Source organism: Neoroseomonas marina (assembly GCF_012927745.1).
GTDB classification, from domain to species: Bacteria; Pseudomonadota; Alphaproteobacteria; order Acetobacterales; family Acetobacteraceae; genus Neoroseomonas; species Neoroseomonas marina.
In genome coordinates this window covers 976,750-991,587 of sequence record NZ_JABBKX010000001.1, presented here as the reverse complement: position 1 = coordinate 991,587, position 14,838 = coordinate 976,750, and the positions used below count along the sequence as shown (strand labels likewise).

15 protein-coding genes are annotated in these 14,838 nt (G+C 71.5%); 7 read left to right on the top strand and 8 right to left on the bottom strand.

Going from position 1 to position 14,838, the window contains the following annotated elements; all coding sequences use genetic code 11:
• Window positions 1-1,611: a long-chain-fatty-acid--CoA ligase gene (locus GWK16_RS04915; protein WP_170052779.1), complete on the top strand. Its 1,611-nt coding sequence runs from the start codon at window positions 1-3 to the stop codon at window positions 1,609-1,611.
• A 1-nt stretch (window position 1,612) separates the two neighbouring features.
• Here GWK16_RS04915 and GWK16_RS04910 read toward each other — a convergent pair whose 3' ends face one another.
• A complete protein-coding gene (locus GWK16_RS04910; RefSeq protein ID WP_170052778.1) occupies window positions 1,613-2,335 on the bottom strand; it encodes a lysozyme inhibitor LprI family protein in 723 nt (240 codons plus the stop codon).
• A gap of 120 nt (window positions 2,336-2,455) precedes the next feature.
• Between GWK16_RS04910 and GWK16_RS04905 the strand changes: the two genes are divergently transcribed.
• Complete coding sequence (locus GWK16_RS04905) at window positions 2,456-3,664, top strand: CaiB/BaiF CoA transferase family protein (protein ID WP_168042990.1); 1,209 nt, start codon at window positions 2,456-2,458, stop codon at window positions 3,662-3,664.
• Between the two features lie 12 nt (window positions 3,665-3,676).
• Here the strand turns inward: GWK16_RS04905 and GWK16_RS04900 are convergent, their stop codons facing one another.
• Entirely contained in the window at window positions 3,677-4,897 is a 1,221-nt protein-coding gene (locus GWK16_RS04900; RefSeq protein WP_170052777.1) for an ABC transporter substrate-binding protein, read from the bottom strand.
• 63 nt (window positions 4,898-4,960) lie between these two features.
• The gene (locus GWK16_RS04895; protein ID WP_170052776.1) at window positions 4,961-5,728 is read right to left on the bottom strand and encodes a substrate-binding domain-containing protein; all 768 of its coding nucleotides are present in this window, start codon (window positions 5,726-5,728) and stop codon (window positions 4,961-4,963) included.
• Window positions 5,729-5,807: 79 nt separating this feature from the next.
• Here GWK16_RS04895 and GWK16_RS04890 point away from each other — a divergent pair, with 79 nt between their 5' ends.
• Both GWK16_RS04890 and GWK16_RS04885 read left to right on the top strand, forming a co-directional pair.
• Window positions 5,808-6,596 carry an aldolase gene (locus tag GWK16_RS04890; RefSeq protein ID WP_170052775.1) on the top strand — a complete coding sequence of 263 codons (789 nt, stop codon included), beginning with the start codon at window positions 5,808-5,810 and terminating at the stop codon, window positions 6,594-6,596.
• Window positions 6,593-7,480 carry a DMT family transporter gene (locus tag GWK16_RS04885; protein WP_248291092.1) on the top strand — a complete coding sequence of 296 codons (888 nt, stop codon included), beginning with the start codon at window positions 6,593-6,595 and terminating at the stop codon, window positions 7,478-7,480. The genes GWK16_RS04890 and GWK16_RS04885 overlap by 4 nt, the downstream gene beginning before the upstream one ends.
• A 106-nt stretch (window positions 7,481-7,586) precedes the next feature.
• On the opposite strand, the gene panC is transcribed toward GWK16_RS04885, so the two are convergent.
• Window positions 7,587-8,432 carry a pantoate--beta-alanine ligase gene (gene panC, locus GWK16_RS04880; protein WP_170052774.1) on the bottom strand — a complete coding sequence of 282 codons (846 nt, stop codon included), beginning with the start codon at window positions 8,430-8,432 and terminating at the stop codon, window positions 7,587-7,589.
• Between the two features lie 62 nt (window positions 8,433-8,494).
• Between panC and GWK16_RS04875 the strand changes: the two genes are divergently transcribed.
• From GWK16_RS04875 to GWK16_RS04865, 3 genes are read left to right on the top strand one after another with little or no spacing between them, the layout of a single operon-like run.
• Entirely contained in the window at window positions 8,495-9,688 is a 1,194-nt protein-coding gene (locus GWK16_RS04875) for a class I SAM-dependent rRNA methyltransferase (protein ID WP_248291091.1), read from the top strand.
• On the top strand, window positions 9,685-10,137 hold the full coding sequence (locus GWK16_RS25140) for a DUF3293 domain-containing protein (protein WP_170052772.1): 453 nt from the start codon (window positions 9,685-9,687) through the stop codon (window positions 10,135-10,137). The genes GWK16_RS04875 and GWK16_RS25140 overlap by 4 nt, the downstream gene beginning before the upstream one ends.
• Window positions 10,134-11,288 (top strand): MFS transporter, encoded by a 1,155-nt coding sequence (locus GWK16_RS04865; protein ID WP_170052771.1) that lies wholly within the window; start codon window positions 10,134-10,136, stop codon window positions 11,286-11,288. The genes GWK16_RS25140 and GWK16_RS04865 overlap by 4 nt, the downstream gene beginning before the upstream one ends.
• Here GWK16_RS04865 and GWK16_RS04860 read toward each other — a convergent pair.
• The 4 genes from GWK16_RS04860 to GWK16_RS04845 all read right to left on the bottom strand — a co-directional run bounded on the left by GWK16_RS04860 (window position 11,285) and on the right by GWK16_RS04845 (window position 14,802).
• A complete protein-coding gene (locus tag GWK16_RS04860; protein WP_211187053.1) occupies window positions 11,285-12,028 on the bottom strand; it encodes an SIR2 family NAD-dependent protein deacylase in 744 nt (247 codons plus the stop codon). The two genes, GWK16_RS04865 and GWK16_RS04860, sit on opposite strands and share 4 nt — an antisense overlap.
• Before the next feature lie 148 nt (window positions 12,029-12,176).
• Window positions 12,177-12,941 (bottom strand): methyltransferase domain-containing protein, encoded by a 765-nt coding sequence (locus GWK16_RS04855; RefSeq protein ID WP_170052770.1) that lies wholly within the window; start codon window positions 12,939-12,941, stop codon window positions 12,177-12,179.
• Entirely contained in the window at window positions 12,941-14,011 is a 1,071-nt protein-coding gene (locus tag GWK16_RS04850; protein WP_338144407.1) for a patatin-like phospholipase family protein, read from the bottom strand. Before GWK16_RS04850 ends, GWK16_RS04855 begins: the two co-directional genes overlap by 1 nt.
• Window positions 14,008-14,802 (bottom strand): 3-hydroxybutyrate dehydrogenase, encoded by a 795-nt coding sequence (locus GWK16_RS04845; RefSeq protein ID WP_170052769.1) that lies wholly within the window; start codon window positions 14,800-14,802, stop codon window positions 14,008-14,010. The genes GWK16_RS04850 and GWK16_RS04845 overlap by 4 nt, the downstream gene beginning before the upstream one ends.
• Window positions 14,803-14,838 lie beyond the last annotated feature (36 nt).

Genomic DNA, 14,838 nt, shown 5'->3' with positions numbered 1-14,838 from the left:
ATGGAAGACGACCTGCCGAAATCGGCCGCGAACCACGTCCCGCTCTCGCCGGTCTCCTTCCTCGCCCGCGCGGCGCGCATCTGGCCGGGGCGCACGGCGATCGTCCATGGCGCGCGGCGCGTCACCTACGCGCAGTACCTGGATCGCTGCCGGCGCCTCGCCTCCGCGCTGCGCGCGGCCGGGGTGGGTCAGGGCGATGTCGTCGCCGCGCTGCTGCCGAACATCCCGGAGATGCTCGAGGCACACATGGCCGTGCCGATGGCGCACGCGGTGCTGTGCCCCATCAACACGCGGCTCGATGCGCCGACGGTGCGCTTCATCCTTGGCCATTCGGGTGCGAAGGTGCTGCTGCTGGACCGCGAATTCGCGGCGCTTGTCACTGTCGCGCTGGACGGCGCCGCGGATGCGCCGCGCATCGTGGTCGTGGACGACCCGGAAGGCCCGGGCGGCGCGGAGATCGACGCCACGCCCTACGAGGACTTCCTCGCCACCGGCGATCCGTCCTTTCCCGTGGAACCGCCGGCCGATGAATGGCAGGCGATCTCGCTCTCCTACACGTCCGGCACCACGGGCGACCCGAAGGGTGTCGTGGTGCACCACCGTGGCGCCTACCTGAATGCCTGCGGCAATGCGCTGGCCTTCGGGCTGTCGCCGCGCAGCGTCTATCTCTGGACGCTGCCGATGTTCCACTGCAACGGCTGGACCTACACCTGGGCCGTCACGCTGCAGGGCGGCACTCATGTCTGCCTGCGCCGCATCGATCCCGCGCGCATCTATGCGCTGATCGCCGAGCATGGCGTCACGCATCTCTGCGCCGCGCCCGTCGTGCTGACCATGCTCATCCATGCGCCCGAGGAGCAGAAGCGCGCCTTCCCCCATCGCGTCGGCATCGCGACCGGGGGTGCGGCGCCGCCCTCGCCGGTGATCGCGGCGATGGAACGCCTCGGCTTCGACGTCACGCATCTGTACGGCCTGACGGAATGCTACGGCCCGTCGCTGCTCTGCGCCTGGCAGCCGGAACTCGCCAATCTCGACCTGCCCGCGAAGGCCGCATTCATGGCCCGGCAAGGCGTGCCGCTGCCGACGCTCGAGGACGCGACCGTGCTCGACCAGGAGACCGGCGCCCGCGTGCCGGCGGATGGCGCGACGCTCGGCGAGATCGCCTTGCGCGGCAACACGGTGATGAAGGGCTACCTGCGCAATCCCAAGGCCAATGCGGCGGCCTTCGTCGATGGCTGGTTCCGCACCGGGGACCTCGGCGTCCTGCACCCCGACGGCTACATCGAGGTGAAGGACCGCGCGAAGGACATCGTCATCTCGGGCGGCGAGAACATCAGCAGCCTCGAGGTCGAAGAAGCGCTCTACAAGCACCCCGATGTGATGGAAGCCGCCGTCGTCGCGCATCCGGACCCGAAATGGGGCGAGGTGCCGCACGCGTTCGTCACGCTGAAGCCGGGTGCGAAGGCGACCGAAGCCGACATCGTCGCGCATTGCCGCGCGAACATGGCTCATTTCAAGGCGCCGCGGCACGTCACCTTCGGGTCACTGCCCAAGACCGCGACGGGCAAGATCCAGAAGTTCGAGCTGCGCCGGACGCTGCGCCAGGACTGATCTAGGGCACCCGCGTCGTCGCGGAGGCAACCGCCATGCGCCGCCGTAGCGCCGCCTGCATGTCCTCCATGGTCTCCTGCAGGCAGTCCACCGGCACGCGGCCGGCGGCGCGCTGGCAGGCCTCGCGGTCGCTGAGGTAGCGGACGACCGACGCCTCGATCTCCGCGCGCACGGCGGGATCGAGGGCGAAGCGCGCGCGCGCCGTCTGCACGTCCTGCACCACGGCCGCATCCAGCGCCCGCATGCCGGGCACGGCGCAGATGCGCTGCTGCGCCCAGCCGGCGGGTGCCGCGCAATCCGTCGCTCGCAAGGCGGCCGGCGGCGGCACCGGGGCGGCGGCGGGCTTCGCCGATGGCAGGGCGGAGGCGGACGCCGAAGCGCCGCCCCCCTGCGCCAAGGCATCGAGGTCCCGCGCGCGCGCCTGCATGCTGCGTCGCAGGCAGGACACCGCCTCGCGTTCCACCGGCCCCTGGCAGGCGCGCCGCTGGGTCAGCCAGGCGCGCTGGTCCGCCTGCAGCCTGGCGCGTTCCTCCTCCGACGCCCGCCCGGTCACGGTGCGCCATGCTGCCGCGATCTGGCGGTCCAGCGCGGCGAGGTCCCCGGAGGCGCAGATGCTGCGCTCGTCCCAGGCGCGGGCGCGGCTGCAGTCGAAGGACGGCCCGGTCTGCGCGAAGGCCGGCAGCGGCAGGGCGAGAAGTGCGGTGATGAGCAGGCGGCGGATCATGGCGCGCAGGGCAGCACAGCCCGCCCGGGGGCGTCCAGAACCAAGGTCACGCGCCGGATGACCTTTTCGCGCGCCGCGACCTGCGCCACCTTCCGCGCGAGGAAACGTGGCGGAGGACACATGGCCGGGGCTCTCGACGGCGTGCGCGTGGTGGACCTGACGCGGGTGGTGGCGGGTCCGCTCTGCGCGCAAATGCTCGGCGATCTCGGCGCCGATGTCGCGAAGGTCGAACGGCGGGGCGACGGTGACGATCTGCGCGCGCTGGGGCCCCCCTTCATCAAGGGCAGCGACGACAGCGCGTATTTCGTCACGCTCAACCGCAACAAGCGGTCCGTCTCGGTGGATTTCGCCAAGCCCGAGGGAGCGGCGATCCTCAAGCGTATGGTCGCCAACGCCGATGTGCTGATCGAGAATTTCCGCCCCGGCACCCTCGCGCGCTACGGCCTCGGCTGGGAGGAACTGCGCGCGGTCAATCCGCGGCTGATCTATTGCTCGGTCACCGGCTTCGGGCAGACGGGACCCTATGCCGGGCGATCGGGCTACGACTTCGTCGCCCAGGCCATGGCGGGGCTGATGGAGGTGACGGGCGAGGCCGATGGCGCGCCGGGCGGCGGGCCGCAGCGCGTCGGCGTGCCGGTCGCGGACATGTTCACGGGCTTCGCCGCGGCGGTCTCGATCCTCGCCGCGCTCCGCCACCGCGACGCGACGGGGGAGGGGCAGTATGTCGAGGTCTCCCTGTTCGAAACGATGATGTCGCTGATCCAGGCGCCGAACTCCTCCTGGCTGAACACCGGGCGCCTGGTGCCGCGCAGCGGCAACGACAGCCCGGTCGCCGTGCCCTATGGCGTCTTCGAGGGATCGGACGGCCGCTTCGTCATCGGTGTGCTGAACGACCGGGAATTCGTCCGGCTCGCAGCCGCGCTCGGCCATCCGGAATGGTCGGACGATCCGCGCTTCAAGCGTGCGCGCGACCGCGTCGAACACCGCGCCGCGCTCCTCGATCGCATGCGCACGCTGCTGAAGACGCGCCCGCGCGCCGAATGGCTCGCGAAGCTGGAAGAAGCGAAGATCACCTCCGGCCCGATCAACACCGCCGCCGATGTCGAGGCCGATCCGCACATCCAGGCGCGCGGGATGATCATCGACGTGCCGCACCACGCGGCGGGCAAGGTGCGCGTGCCGGCCTCCCCGCTGCGGCTGTCCGCGACGCCCGTGACCTATCGACACGGTATCCCCGCGCCGGGCGGGGATACCGAGGAGGTGCTCGCCGACTTCGCCGGCATGGATGCGGCGGAGATCGCCGCCGCGAAAGCCGCCGGCGTCGTCTGAACCCGAGGCGGGTCAGCGCACGAGGGGGCAGCCGCCTTCCGCGAGCGGTCGGTAGGCCTCGTTGCCCGGAATGGTCTGCGCGACCTCCAGCAGGTCCCATTCGCCGCGCGCCTGGGACGGCTGCTTGGCGCGCATCAGGTACATGTCGCGGATGACGCGGCCATCGGCGCGGATGGTGCCGTTGGTCGTCATGAAGTCGTTGATCGGCGTCTCGCGCATCTTCGCCATCACGGGTTCGGATGCATCCGTCCCGGCCGCCTGCACCGCCTTCAGGTAATGCGTCACCGCGCCCCACATGCTCGCCTGGAACATCGTCGGCGGGCGGCCATGGATGCGCTGGAAGCGCTGCGCGAAGGCGCGGGTCTGGTCGTTCTGGTCCCAGTAATAGGCCTCGGTGAAGACCATGCCCTGCGCGGTGTCGAGCCCGATCGCCTTGATGTTCGTCAGCAGGCAGAGCAGCGCCGCCGGCTGGATGCCGCGACGGTTCAGCCCGAACTCGCCCATCTGCTTCACGATGTTGATGAAGTCCGTCCCGGCCGCCGCGATGCCGACGACGTTCGCCCCCGACCCGGCTGCGCGCACCAGGTGCGAGGAATAGTCCGTCTCCCCCAGCGGCGCGCGCGAGCTGCCGACCACCTGGCCGCCGAGCTGGCGGATCACAGCGACCGCATTGGCTTCCAGGGAATGGCCGAAGGCGTAGTCGGAGGTGATGAAGTACCAGCGCCGTCCGCCGCCCTGCATCACCGCGCCCACGGTGCCGCGCGACAGCGCGTAGTTGTCGTAGGTCCAGTGCACGCCATAGGGCGAGCAATCCTTCCCCGTCAGGTCGGTCGTGCCGGCCGCGACGACGACGTCGATCTTCTGCTTCTCGCGCGCCAGGTTCTGCACCGCGAGCGCGACCGCCGAATTGCCCAGGCCGAAGATGGCATCGACCTTTTCCTGGTCGTACCAGCGGCGCGCGATGGACAGGCCGACATCGGGCCGGTTCTGCAGGTCGCCATAGACCAGCTCGATCGGCATGCCGTTCACGCGGCCGCCGAAATCCTCGACCGCCATGCGCGCGGAGACGACGTCGCCCATGCCCTGCTGGTCGGCGAAGACGCCTGACATGTCGTCCAGCACGCCGATCTTCACGACGCCGTCCGAGATCCCGGACTGGGCGCGCCCGACAGACGGACGGATGGCGGCAAGCGGCAGGGCGGCCGCGCCGCCCAGGAGGTGCCGGCGGTTCATTCTCGTTTCACTCCCAACCTTGGTCGTTGTTGGCGCGCATGATGCCATGCGCGCGGCGCGAGGCTAGGGGGTCGGGTCGGTTGCGAAGCCCGCGGCGCGGAACCGCGCGCGCCCAGCCGGGCCGGTCAGCTCCTGCAGGAAGGCCAGCGCGACCTCGCGCTCCGCCGCGCGCGACGTCACCGCGCCGAGATAGGGCGTCACGAGCTGCGCGCTGTCCGGCAGCGGGCCGAGGAAGGCGACGCCCGGCACCTCGACGATCTCGCTGACCTGGGAGATCGCGAGTGCCGCGCGGCCATCGGCGACCGACTGCACCGCCGCACCCCCGCCCGGGAAGACCAGCGTGCGCGGCCGCATCTGATCGGCGATGCCCAGCCGTTCGATCAGCCGCGCGGCATGCGTGCCGGCCGTCGCGCCGGTCGAAGGATCGGAATGCGCGATCATCGGCGCGGCGAGGATCGCCGCGCGCAGTGCCGCGTCGGTCGAGATGTCCGGGCGCGGCGCGCCGTCGCGCACCGCGGCGCCGATCAGCATCCGGCCCAGTTCCCGCAGGGTGGCGCCGTCCAGCAGGCCGTCCGCCGTCAGCCGCGCCACCTGCTCGGCGCTGTTCAGCATCAGGTCGGCTGCCTCGCCCTCGCGCAGGCGGCGCGCGGCGAGGCCCGCATTGGCGGTGGCGACGACCACCGCCCGACCGGTCCGCGCCGTGAACCCCTGGGCCAGGTCGCGTGCCGAGGCCGAGACGGCGCCCGTCGCCAAGACCCTGAGCGGCGCCACCTCCTGCGCGCGGAGCGCCCCCGGCGCGGCGAGCGCGGCGAAGAACACGCGGCGATGCATGGCTTCCCTCCCTTTCGCGCATCTTGCCGGGCCAGGCGGGCTGGAGGAACCTTCGCCGCCTCGATCCGGGAGTACCACCATGGCCCATGCCCTCGGCGCGCCGTCCGCGCCCGCCATCCTGCGCAACACCGAGCTCGACGCCGATGCGGTGCGCCAGGCGCGGGTGGATCTCGCGGCCTGCTTCCGGATGGCCGCGCGGCTCGGCATGCATGAGGGGATCTGCAACCACTTCTCCTTCGTGGTGCCGGGGCGCGACGACCTGTTCCTGGTGAACCCCTACGGCTGGGCCTTCAGCGAGATCACGGCCTCCCGCCTGCTGGTCTGCGACTTCGCCGGCAACGTGGTGGCCGGCGAGGGCGTGCCCGAGGCCACCGCCTTCTTCATCCATGCCCGCGTGCACAAGAACCTGCTGCGCGCCAAGGCCGCCTTCCACACGCATATGCCGAACGCGACGGCGCTCGCCATGCTGGAAGGCCCGCCGCTGGCCTGGGCCGGGCAGACCGCGCTGAAGTTCTACGGCCGCACCGTGGTGGACGAGGAATATGGCGGCCTTGCCCTGGACGAGACGGAAGGCGACCGGATCGCCGCCAGCATCGGCGATGCCGACATCGTCTTCATGAAGAACCACGGCGTGATGGTGGTTGGGCCGACCGTGGCCGAGGCCTGGGACGACCTCTACTACCTCGAGCGCGCGGCCGAGGTGCAGCGCATGGCGATGACCATGGGCCGGCCGCTCAAGGTCGTGCCGCCGGAGATGGCGCGGCGCACCTACGAACAGATGCGCGAGGGCGACCGCGAGAGCGCGCGTCTGCATCTCGAGAGCGTGAAGCGCATCCTGGCGCGCGAAGAACCGGACTTCATGCATTGACCCAGCCCCCGGCACGCCGGCCGGATGCGACCGGCCTCGTGCTGCTGCTGGGAACCACGATCGGCTGGGGCCTGAACTGGCCGGCCATGAAGGTGCTGCTGGCGGACCTGCCGGTGCTCTCGACGCGCGCGACCTCGGGCGCGCTCGGCTTCCTCGTGCTGGCCGCCGTGGCGGTGTGGCGGCGGGAGAGCCTCGCCGTCCCGTTGCGGCTTTGGCCGCGGCTGCTGCTCGTCTCGGCGCTGAACGTGACCGCCTGGATGGGGCTCGCTTCCTTCTCGCTGCTCTGGCTGGCGGCGGCCGAGGCGACCATCGTCTGCTACACCATGCCGGTCTGGGCCTCCCTGATGGCCTGGGCGGTGCTGGGGGAGAAGCCCGGGCCGGCACGGCTTCTCGGCATGTCCTTGGCATTGTCGGGCCTGGTGCTGCTGGTGCTCGGGCGGGGACTCGACGTCGGCCTCGCGAAGCTGCCGGGCGTCGCCTTCGGGCTCGGTTCGGCGATCCTGTTCTCGCTCGGCACGGTGGTGACGAAGCGCTGGCCGCTGGGCTTGCCGCCGGTCAGTTCGGCGGTGTGGCAGGTGGGGCTCGGAATCGCGCCGCTCGCGCTCGCGGCGCTGCTCGTCGACCCGCCGGCGTTGGGCGAACTGTCGGCGGGCGGCTGGGCGCTGATTGCCTATGGCGGGGTCTTCGCCCTCGGCCTCTGCTATCTGTCCTGGTTCGCCGCGTTGGGGCGGCTGCCGGCCTCGGTCGCCTCCCTCGGCACGCTGCTGACGCCGATGGTGGGCGTGGCGAGCGCGGCGATCTTCCTCGGCGAGCCCTTCGGCTGGCGGGAGGCGACGGCGCTCGCCCTGACGCTGTCCGGCGTCGCCTTCGCGGTGCGCGGCTAGAGCAGATCCCGATCAGGTGGAATCGCCTGATCGGGTGAAGATGCTCGCGAAAACAAGTACCTGGAGGCGTTGCCGTGAGCCATGGCGCACGGAGCCGGCTCCAGGTTCAGCCGACCGGGATGTTGTCCAGCAGCCGAACGGTGCCGAGCCGCGCGGCGGCGACCAGCCGCATCGGTCCGTCCGCGCGTCGCGCGGTCAGCGGCTTCAGCGTCTCGGCCTCGACCAGCGCGAGGTAGTCCGGCTCGAAGCCTGCCGCGCGCAGCCGCGCGAGCCCGTCATCGAGTGCCGCCGCCACCGCCGCGCCGCCCGCGATGGCCGTCGCCGCCGCGGTCATGACGCGCAGCAGCACCGGTGCCGTCGCCCGCTCCTCTGCCGAGAGGAACCGGTTGCGCGAGGACATGGCGAGCCCATCCGCCTCCCGCACGGTCGCCACCGGCAGGATGCGGATCGGGATATCGAGGTCCGCGACCATGCGCGTGACGACCTGCAACTGCTGCCAGTCCTTCTCGCCGAAGGCGGCGATCTCGGCCTGGGATTGCTGGAACAGCTTGCAGCAGACCGTCGCGACGCCGCGGAAATGGCCTGGGCGGGCGTCGCCCTCCCAGCCGGCGCTCGGCCCGCCGACCTCGATCACCGTGGCGCTGCCCGGCGGGTACATCGCCTCGACCGGCGGCATCCAGACCAGGTCGCAGCCCGCGGCCTTCAGCTTCGCCAGATCCCCCGCCTCGTCGCGCGGGTAGCGCGACAGATCCTCATTGGCGTTGAACTGCAGCGGATTGACGAAAATCGACGCCGACACCGCATCGGCCCCCGCGGCACGCGCGGCGGCAACCAGCGCGAGGTGCCCGTCATGCAGGGCCCCCATGGTCGGCACGATGGCAAGGCGCTGGCCATCCGCGCGCAAGGCAGCGGTGGCGGCGCGGAGCGAGGGCAGGTCCCGGCAGATCTGCATGGCGGCACCCTAGCGGGCATGCATGGACGGGCAAGCCGCGTCTCGGCATGGTCCGCCATGCCATGACCGCAACGCAAGACCGACCGCTGATCCGCCTGCTGCCCGGCCGCGACCGCCGCGTGAAGGGTGGCCACCCCTGGGCCTTCTCCAACGAGATCGCGATGACCCCGGCCACGAAGGCCCTGCCGCCCGGCAGCGTCGTGCGCCTGGAAGGCGATGACGGGGTGAAGCACGGCGCCTGGCACTTCAACCCGCATTCGCTGATCGCGGCCCGGCGGCTCGACCCCGATCCCGCCGCGCCCTGCGACGGCGCCTGGTACCGCGCGCGGCTGGCCGAGGCACTGGCGCTGCGCGACCGCCTGTTCGACCGGCCGCAATACCGGCTGATCCACGCCGAGGCGGACGGCCTGCCCGGCCTGGTGGTGGACCGCTACGGGGACGTCGTTGCGTTGCAGGCGAACACCGCCGGCATGGACGCCGCGACGCCGATGATCGTCGAGGCGCTGACGGCGCTGATCGCCCCGCGCGGCATCGTCGCCCGCAACGACGCCGGGGTGCGCGCGCTCGAGGGGTTGCAGGAGGAGGTGCGCCTTCTTGCCGGCGATGCCGCCGGCGCGACGGTGGAGGAGAACGGGCTGCGTTTCCCCGTCGACCTGCTGGGCGGCCAGAAGACCGGCTGGTTCTTCGACCAGCGCGAGCACCGCGCGCGCGTCGCCAGGCTGGCCACGGGTGCGGCGGTGCTCGACGCCTTCTGCCACACCGGCGGCTTCGGCATCGGCTGTGCCGTGGCGGGGGCGACGCGGGTCACGCTGCTCGACCGTAGCGAGCATGCGTTGGCGACGGCGAAGGAGGCCGCGGCAATGAACGGCGTCGCCGATCGCGTGACGACGCAGCGCGGCGAGGCGATGGAGACGCTCGAGCGCATGCTCGGTGCCGGGCAGCGCTTCGGCGTGGTGATTACCGATCCGCCGGCCTTCGCCAAGACGCGCAAGGACCAGCCGGCGGCGCTGCGGGCCTATGGCAAGCTCGCGCGCATCGCGGCGGGGCTGGTCGAGCGCGGTGGCTTCCTCTTCATCGCCTCCTGCTCGCACCACGTCGCGCCGGGCGAATTCGCCGATGCGGTCGCCTGGGGCGTGCATCGCGCGCGGCGGGAGGCGCGGATCCTGCACATGGGTGGCGCCGGGCCCGACCATCCGCTGCATCCGATGCTGCCGGAAAGCCAGTACCTCAAGGGCATGCTGCTGCACCTGCCGTGAATGCCGACCGCGCCCTGCCGAATGTCCGCGTGCTGACGGCGGCGCCGCTGCCGGTCGGGCCGCGGCTCGCGCGGGGCTGGCGGATCACCGCCTATGAGGCGGCGGGCGCGGTGGCGCGGCTCGGGCGAGGGTCGCGCGCGGTGGATGCGCTGCTGGCGGCGCCGCGGGTGCGCCAGGGGGCCTTCGTCGGGGCCTGGAATCCGCTCAGCCGGATGATGCCGCGCCGCTGGAATGACCGGATGCTGGACCGGCTGCGCGTGTTGGCGCGGCGCGCGGGGCTGCGGTTTCTCGACGGCCGCGGTCGGGCGACGCGCCCTGCGTGGGCGGAGGAACACCTGCTGATCTTCGGCGACCTGCGCCCCGTCATCGTGCTGGCGCGCCGCTTCCGCCAGCACGCCGTCCTGCGCGTGCGCCTGCGCGCGCCGAGCCGCCTGCTGGTGCTGCGATGAGGGGCGCCATCCCCTTCCTCTGCGCCGTCTTCGCCGTGCGCGCGGCGCTCGGCGCGCTGTTCCAGGCGCCCGGCGCCGCCGGACCGGTGCTGGTGCCGGAGTTCGGACTCGACTGGACGGCCTTCGGCACGCTGGTCGGGCTGTTCTGGTTCCCCGGGCTGGTGCTGGTCTATCCGCTTGGCCTCGCGGCGCGGCGGCTGGGGGACCGGACGGGATCGCTGCTCGGGCTCGGCTTCCTGACGCTCGGCGCCGTGGTCTGCGCTGCGGCGGTCGACAGCGCGGTGCCGCTCTACGCCGGGCGGCTGCTGATGGGCGTCGGCACCGTGCTCGTCATCCTGCTGATGACGAAGATGATGCAGGACCGCTTCCAGGGCGCGGACCTCTTCCTCGCCATGTCGGTCTACGTCCTCGGCTGGCCGATCGGCATCGCCGCGGCCCAGGCGGTCTTGCCGCCGCTGGCGCTGAACCTCGGCTGGCAACTGCCCTTCCTGGTGGCGGCGGTGGCCGGCGCGCTGGCCTTCGTGGCCCTTGCCGCGGCTTCACGCCAGGTCGAGCGACCGCCGGCGCCGCCGCCCGGTCAGGCGCGGCTGACGGGACGGGAGGTGCGGCTGATGTGCCTCGCCGGCGCGTCCTGGGCCTGCGTGAACGGGACCTACATGGTGCTCGTCACCTTCGCGCCACCGCTGCTGGTCGAGCGCGGATTGTCGGTTGCCAGCGCCGGCTTCGCGACGTCGCTGATGTCCTGGGTGAACATCCTCGCGGTGCCGGCGGGTGCCGTGATCGCGCGACGCGCGGCGCTGGTGCTGCCGATGGTGGTGGGCTGCATCACCGCCGCCGCCGTCCTCGCCGCGTTGCTGCCGTTCGCCGATGTCGGGCTTGCCGCGCTGCTTCTCGCGGCGCATGGGCTGCTTTACGCGCTGCCGATCACGATCTTCTCGGCCCTGCCGGCGTTGGCCGTGCCGCCGGAACGGCGGGCGCAGGGCCTCGGCGTGTACTTCATCTTCTTCTACGCCGGATGTACGGGATTCCCGCCGGTCGCGGGGTGGCTTGCCGACCGCGCGGGAACGGTCGCACCGGTGATTTTCGCCGCCGGCCTGCTGATGGCGGCGCTGGCCTTCTTCCTCGCCTTCCGGCGGCTGGTGGCGCGCTAATTGATGCCGACCGCGCCGCCCATCGCCTCCCCGATCGGCGCGTTCACCACCAGGTCCGCGAGGTCGTCGAGCGGCGTCGGATCGTTGTTGACGATGGCCAGCCGCGCACCGTTGCGCTTCGCCTGCTCCGGGAAGCCGGCTGCCGGATAGACGACCAGCGACGACCCCAGCACGATGAAGAGGTCCGCCGCGCGCGTCTCGGCTGCCGCGCGCCGCATCGCCTCCTCCGGCATCGACTGGCCGAAGGAGATCGTGGCCGTCTTCACCAGCCCGCCGCAGGCGGTGCAGTCGGGCACATCGCCCAGCGCCTCGAAGGTCGCGCGCAGGGCGCCGATCTCGTAGCGCGTCCCGCACTCCAGGCAATGCGCATAGGTCGAGTTGCCGTGGAGTTCGATCACCTGTTCCTCCGGAATGCCGGAGGCCTGATGCAGCCCGTCGATGTTCTGGGTGATGACGCTGCTCGCCTTGCCCTGGCGTACCAGCAGCGCGACGGCGCGATGCCCGCGATTGGGCTGGGCGGCGCGCATGGTCGCATCGCCCTCGAAGCGGCGCCGCCAGGCCTCGCGCCGCGCGGCGGGGGAGGCGACGAAGTCCTGGAACATGATCGGCTTCACCTTGGTCCAGGTGCCGTTCGGGCCGCGGAAATCGGGGATGCCGGATTCCGTGCTGATGCCCGCGCCGGTGAAGATCACGACGCGGCGCGCGTCCTCGATCATCTGGCGGAGGGTGGCGACGGACATGGGGCGGACTCTGGCGAGGCCGGGAGCGCTTGTCGAGGAAAGGGCGGGGGGAGAAGAGAACTTCTCCCCCCGAACCCCCCTCAACCTTCTTTGGAACCAAAAGGCAAAGAAGGGAGGGGGCTCGGGGGAGGTTCTCCTCCCCCGACCTTCACCCCATCCGCGCCAGGATGAACAACCGCCGGAACGGCAGCAGCACCGCCCCATCCGCCTGCGGCGGATAGGCCGCGCGCATCGCTGCGCGGTAGGCCTCGAGGAACCCCTCCCGCATGTCGCCCTCGAGCGCATCGAGGAAGGGCCGCAGGCTGGTCCCCATCGCCCATTGCACGACGGGATCCTCGCCCCGCAGCACATGGACGTATTCGGTCACCCACAGGTCCAGCGCCGCGACGCGCGGCCGCAGCAGGTCGTAGTAGTCGCCGGGTGCCAGGATCGGCGGCGCGCTGCCCACGCGGGCCAGCGCCGCAGCCCACGGTCCTTCGCGCGCGACGCGCTCCTGCTCGGCGCGCAGGGGGGCTGCGTGCATCGACGGCATCTGGACCGCGAGCACGCCGCCCGGCGCGAGGCAGGACAGCAGGCGCGGGAACAGCGCGTCGTGCCCGCCCAGCCATTGCAGTGCCGCGTTGCTGAACAGCACGTCCACGGGCTCGGCGGGGGACCAGGTCGCGATGTCGGCCTGCGCGGTCGCGAACCCGGTCGCGGCAGCCTTGGCGAGCATCGCCGCGCTGCCGTCCACGCCGGTCACAGCCGCGCCCGGAAAGCGCGCGGCGAGCAAGGGCAGTGCGTTCCCCGCCCCGCAGCCGAGGTCGACGACGCGCCGCGGACCCGCATGCGGGATACGCCCGATCAGGTCGATCGCCGGACGCAGCCGCTCATCCTCGAAGCGCAGATACTGCGTGGCGTCCCAGCTCCCCATCACAGGAACCTCGCGCGGATATCGACGCTGCTTTCCCGACCCAACTTGTCGAAATGCTCGTCGAGCCATCCTTCCGCCGCCTCGCGCCCATAGCGGCGCAGCGTGCAGAGGAAGTCCCAGTCGCCGTTGAACTTCGTGCTCAGCTTGAACTTCCGCATCCGGTCCTCATCCTCGATGAGGTGGATGAAGAGGCGCCGGTAGCGGGGCTGTTCCAGACGCCCGGTGTCGAGCAGCCGTTGCACGAAGTCGATGGCGCGCATCTCCGCCATCAGCGACCCGTTGAAGGTGATCTCGTTGAGCCGGTTCACGATGTCGGAGGCCGTGGTCGGCGCTTCCTCGCGCACCGTGGGGTTGAGCTGCACCAGCACGATGTCGGGCGGCCCGCCCTGGTCGTAGAGCGGCCACAGCGCCGGATTGCCGAGGTAGCCGCCGTCCCAGTAGGGCTCGCCGTCGATCTCCACCGCCTTGAAGACCTGCGGCAGGCAGGCGGAGGCGAGCAGCGCGTCCACCGTCAGCTCGCGCCGCGTGAAGACGCGTGGCTTGCCCGTACGCACGGAGGTCGCGGAGACGAAGAGCTTCGGCGCCTTCGCTTCCATGCGCAGGCGGTCGAAGTCGATGCTGTCCACCAGTGCGTCGCGCAGCGGGTTGTAGTTATAGGGGAAGGGATTGATCTGGTACGGCGACAGCACGCGGGAGAGCGTGTCGAAGGTCCGGTAGGCGAAGGACCAGGTCAGGTCGTGCCCCCAGACGAGCTTCTCCATCGGCGTCGCCTGCAGCGGGCTGATCGCGAGCTTGCCGGCGATCGACCGCCAGAAGCGATCGAGTGCCGCGATCGCCGCCTCCGGCCCGCCTTCCAGCAGCCCTTCCACCAGCATCGCGCCGTTGATCGCGCCCGCCGAGGTGCCCGAGAGGCCGTCGAATTCCAGCCGTTCGTCCTCGAGCAGCCGTTCGAGAACGCCCCAGGTGAAGGCGCCGTGCGTCCCCCCGCCCTGCAGTGCCAGCGAGATGCGGCGCTTCGCCGGCGGCTTCGCCACCGCCGGCGCGGCGGGTTGTCCGTTCGCTTGGCTCACGCCGCCAGCCAGCCGCCGTCGACGGACAGCGCGGCGCCGTTCACGCCGCCCGAACCGGGCCCGCACAGCCACAGCGCCATGCTCGCCACCTCGTCCACCTCGATCCAGCGCTTGGAGGGCTGCTTCTCGAGTAGGTAGTCGCGCAGCGCGACCTCCTCGCTGACGCCGTGCTTCTCCGCCAGCGGCTTGACCTGCGCCTCGGCGAGCGGGGTGCGCACGAAGCCGGGGCAGATGGCGTTGCAGGTGATGGGCGTCTGCGCGACCTCGAGCGCCACGACCTTGGTCATGCCGACCACGCCGTGCTTCGCGGCGACATAGGCCACCTTGTAGGGGCTCGCGACCAGGCCGTGGGCCGAGGCGATGTTGACGACGCGTCCCCAGTTGCGCTTCCGCATGCCCGGCAGCGCCGCCTTGATGGCGTGGAAGTTGGACGAGAGATTGATCGCGATGATCGCGTCCCACTTCGCGTCCGGGAACTCCTCGACCGGGCTGACGAACTGGATGCCCGCGTTGTTCACGAGGATGTCGCAGGCGCCGAGCGTCTTCTCGCAATCCGCGACCATGGCCCGGACCTCGTCGGGCTTCGACATGTCGGCGGCCGAATAGGGCGCGTCGCCGCCGCCCATGGCGGCCCCGACCTCGGCGCGCGCGGCGGCGATCTCCTCGGGCTTGCCGAAGCCGTTGAGCATCACCTTCGCGCCCGCCCGGGCCATCTGCATGGCGATGCCATGCCCGATGCCCGAGGTGGAGCCAGTGATCAGGGCCGTGCGGCCCGCAAGCGTCTGTTCCATGTCGGCAAGGTCCTGTTTCCGGGACGGCATCAAGGC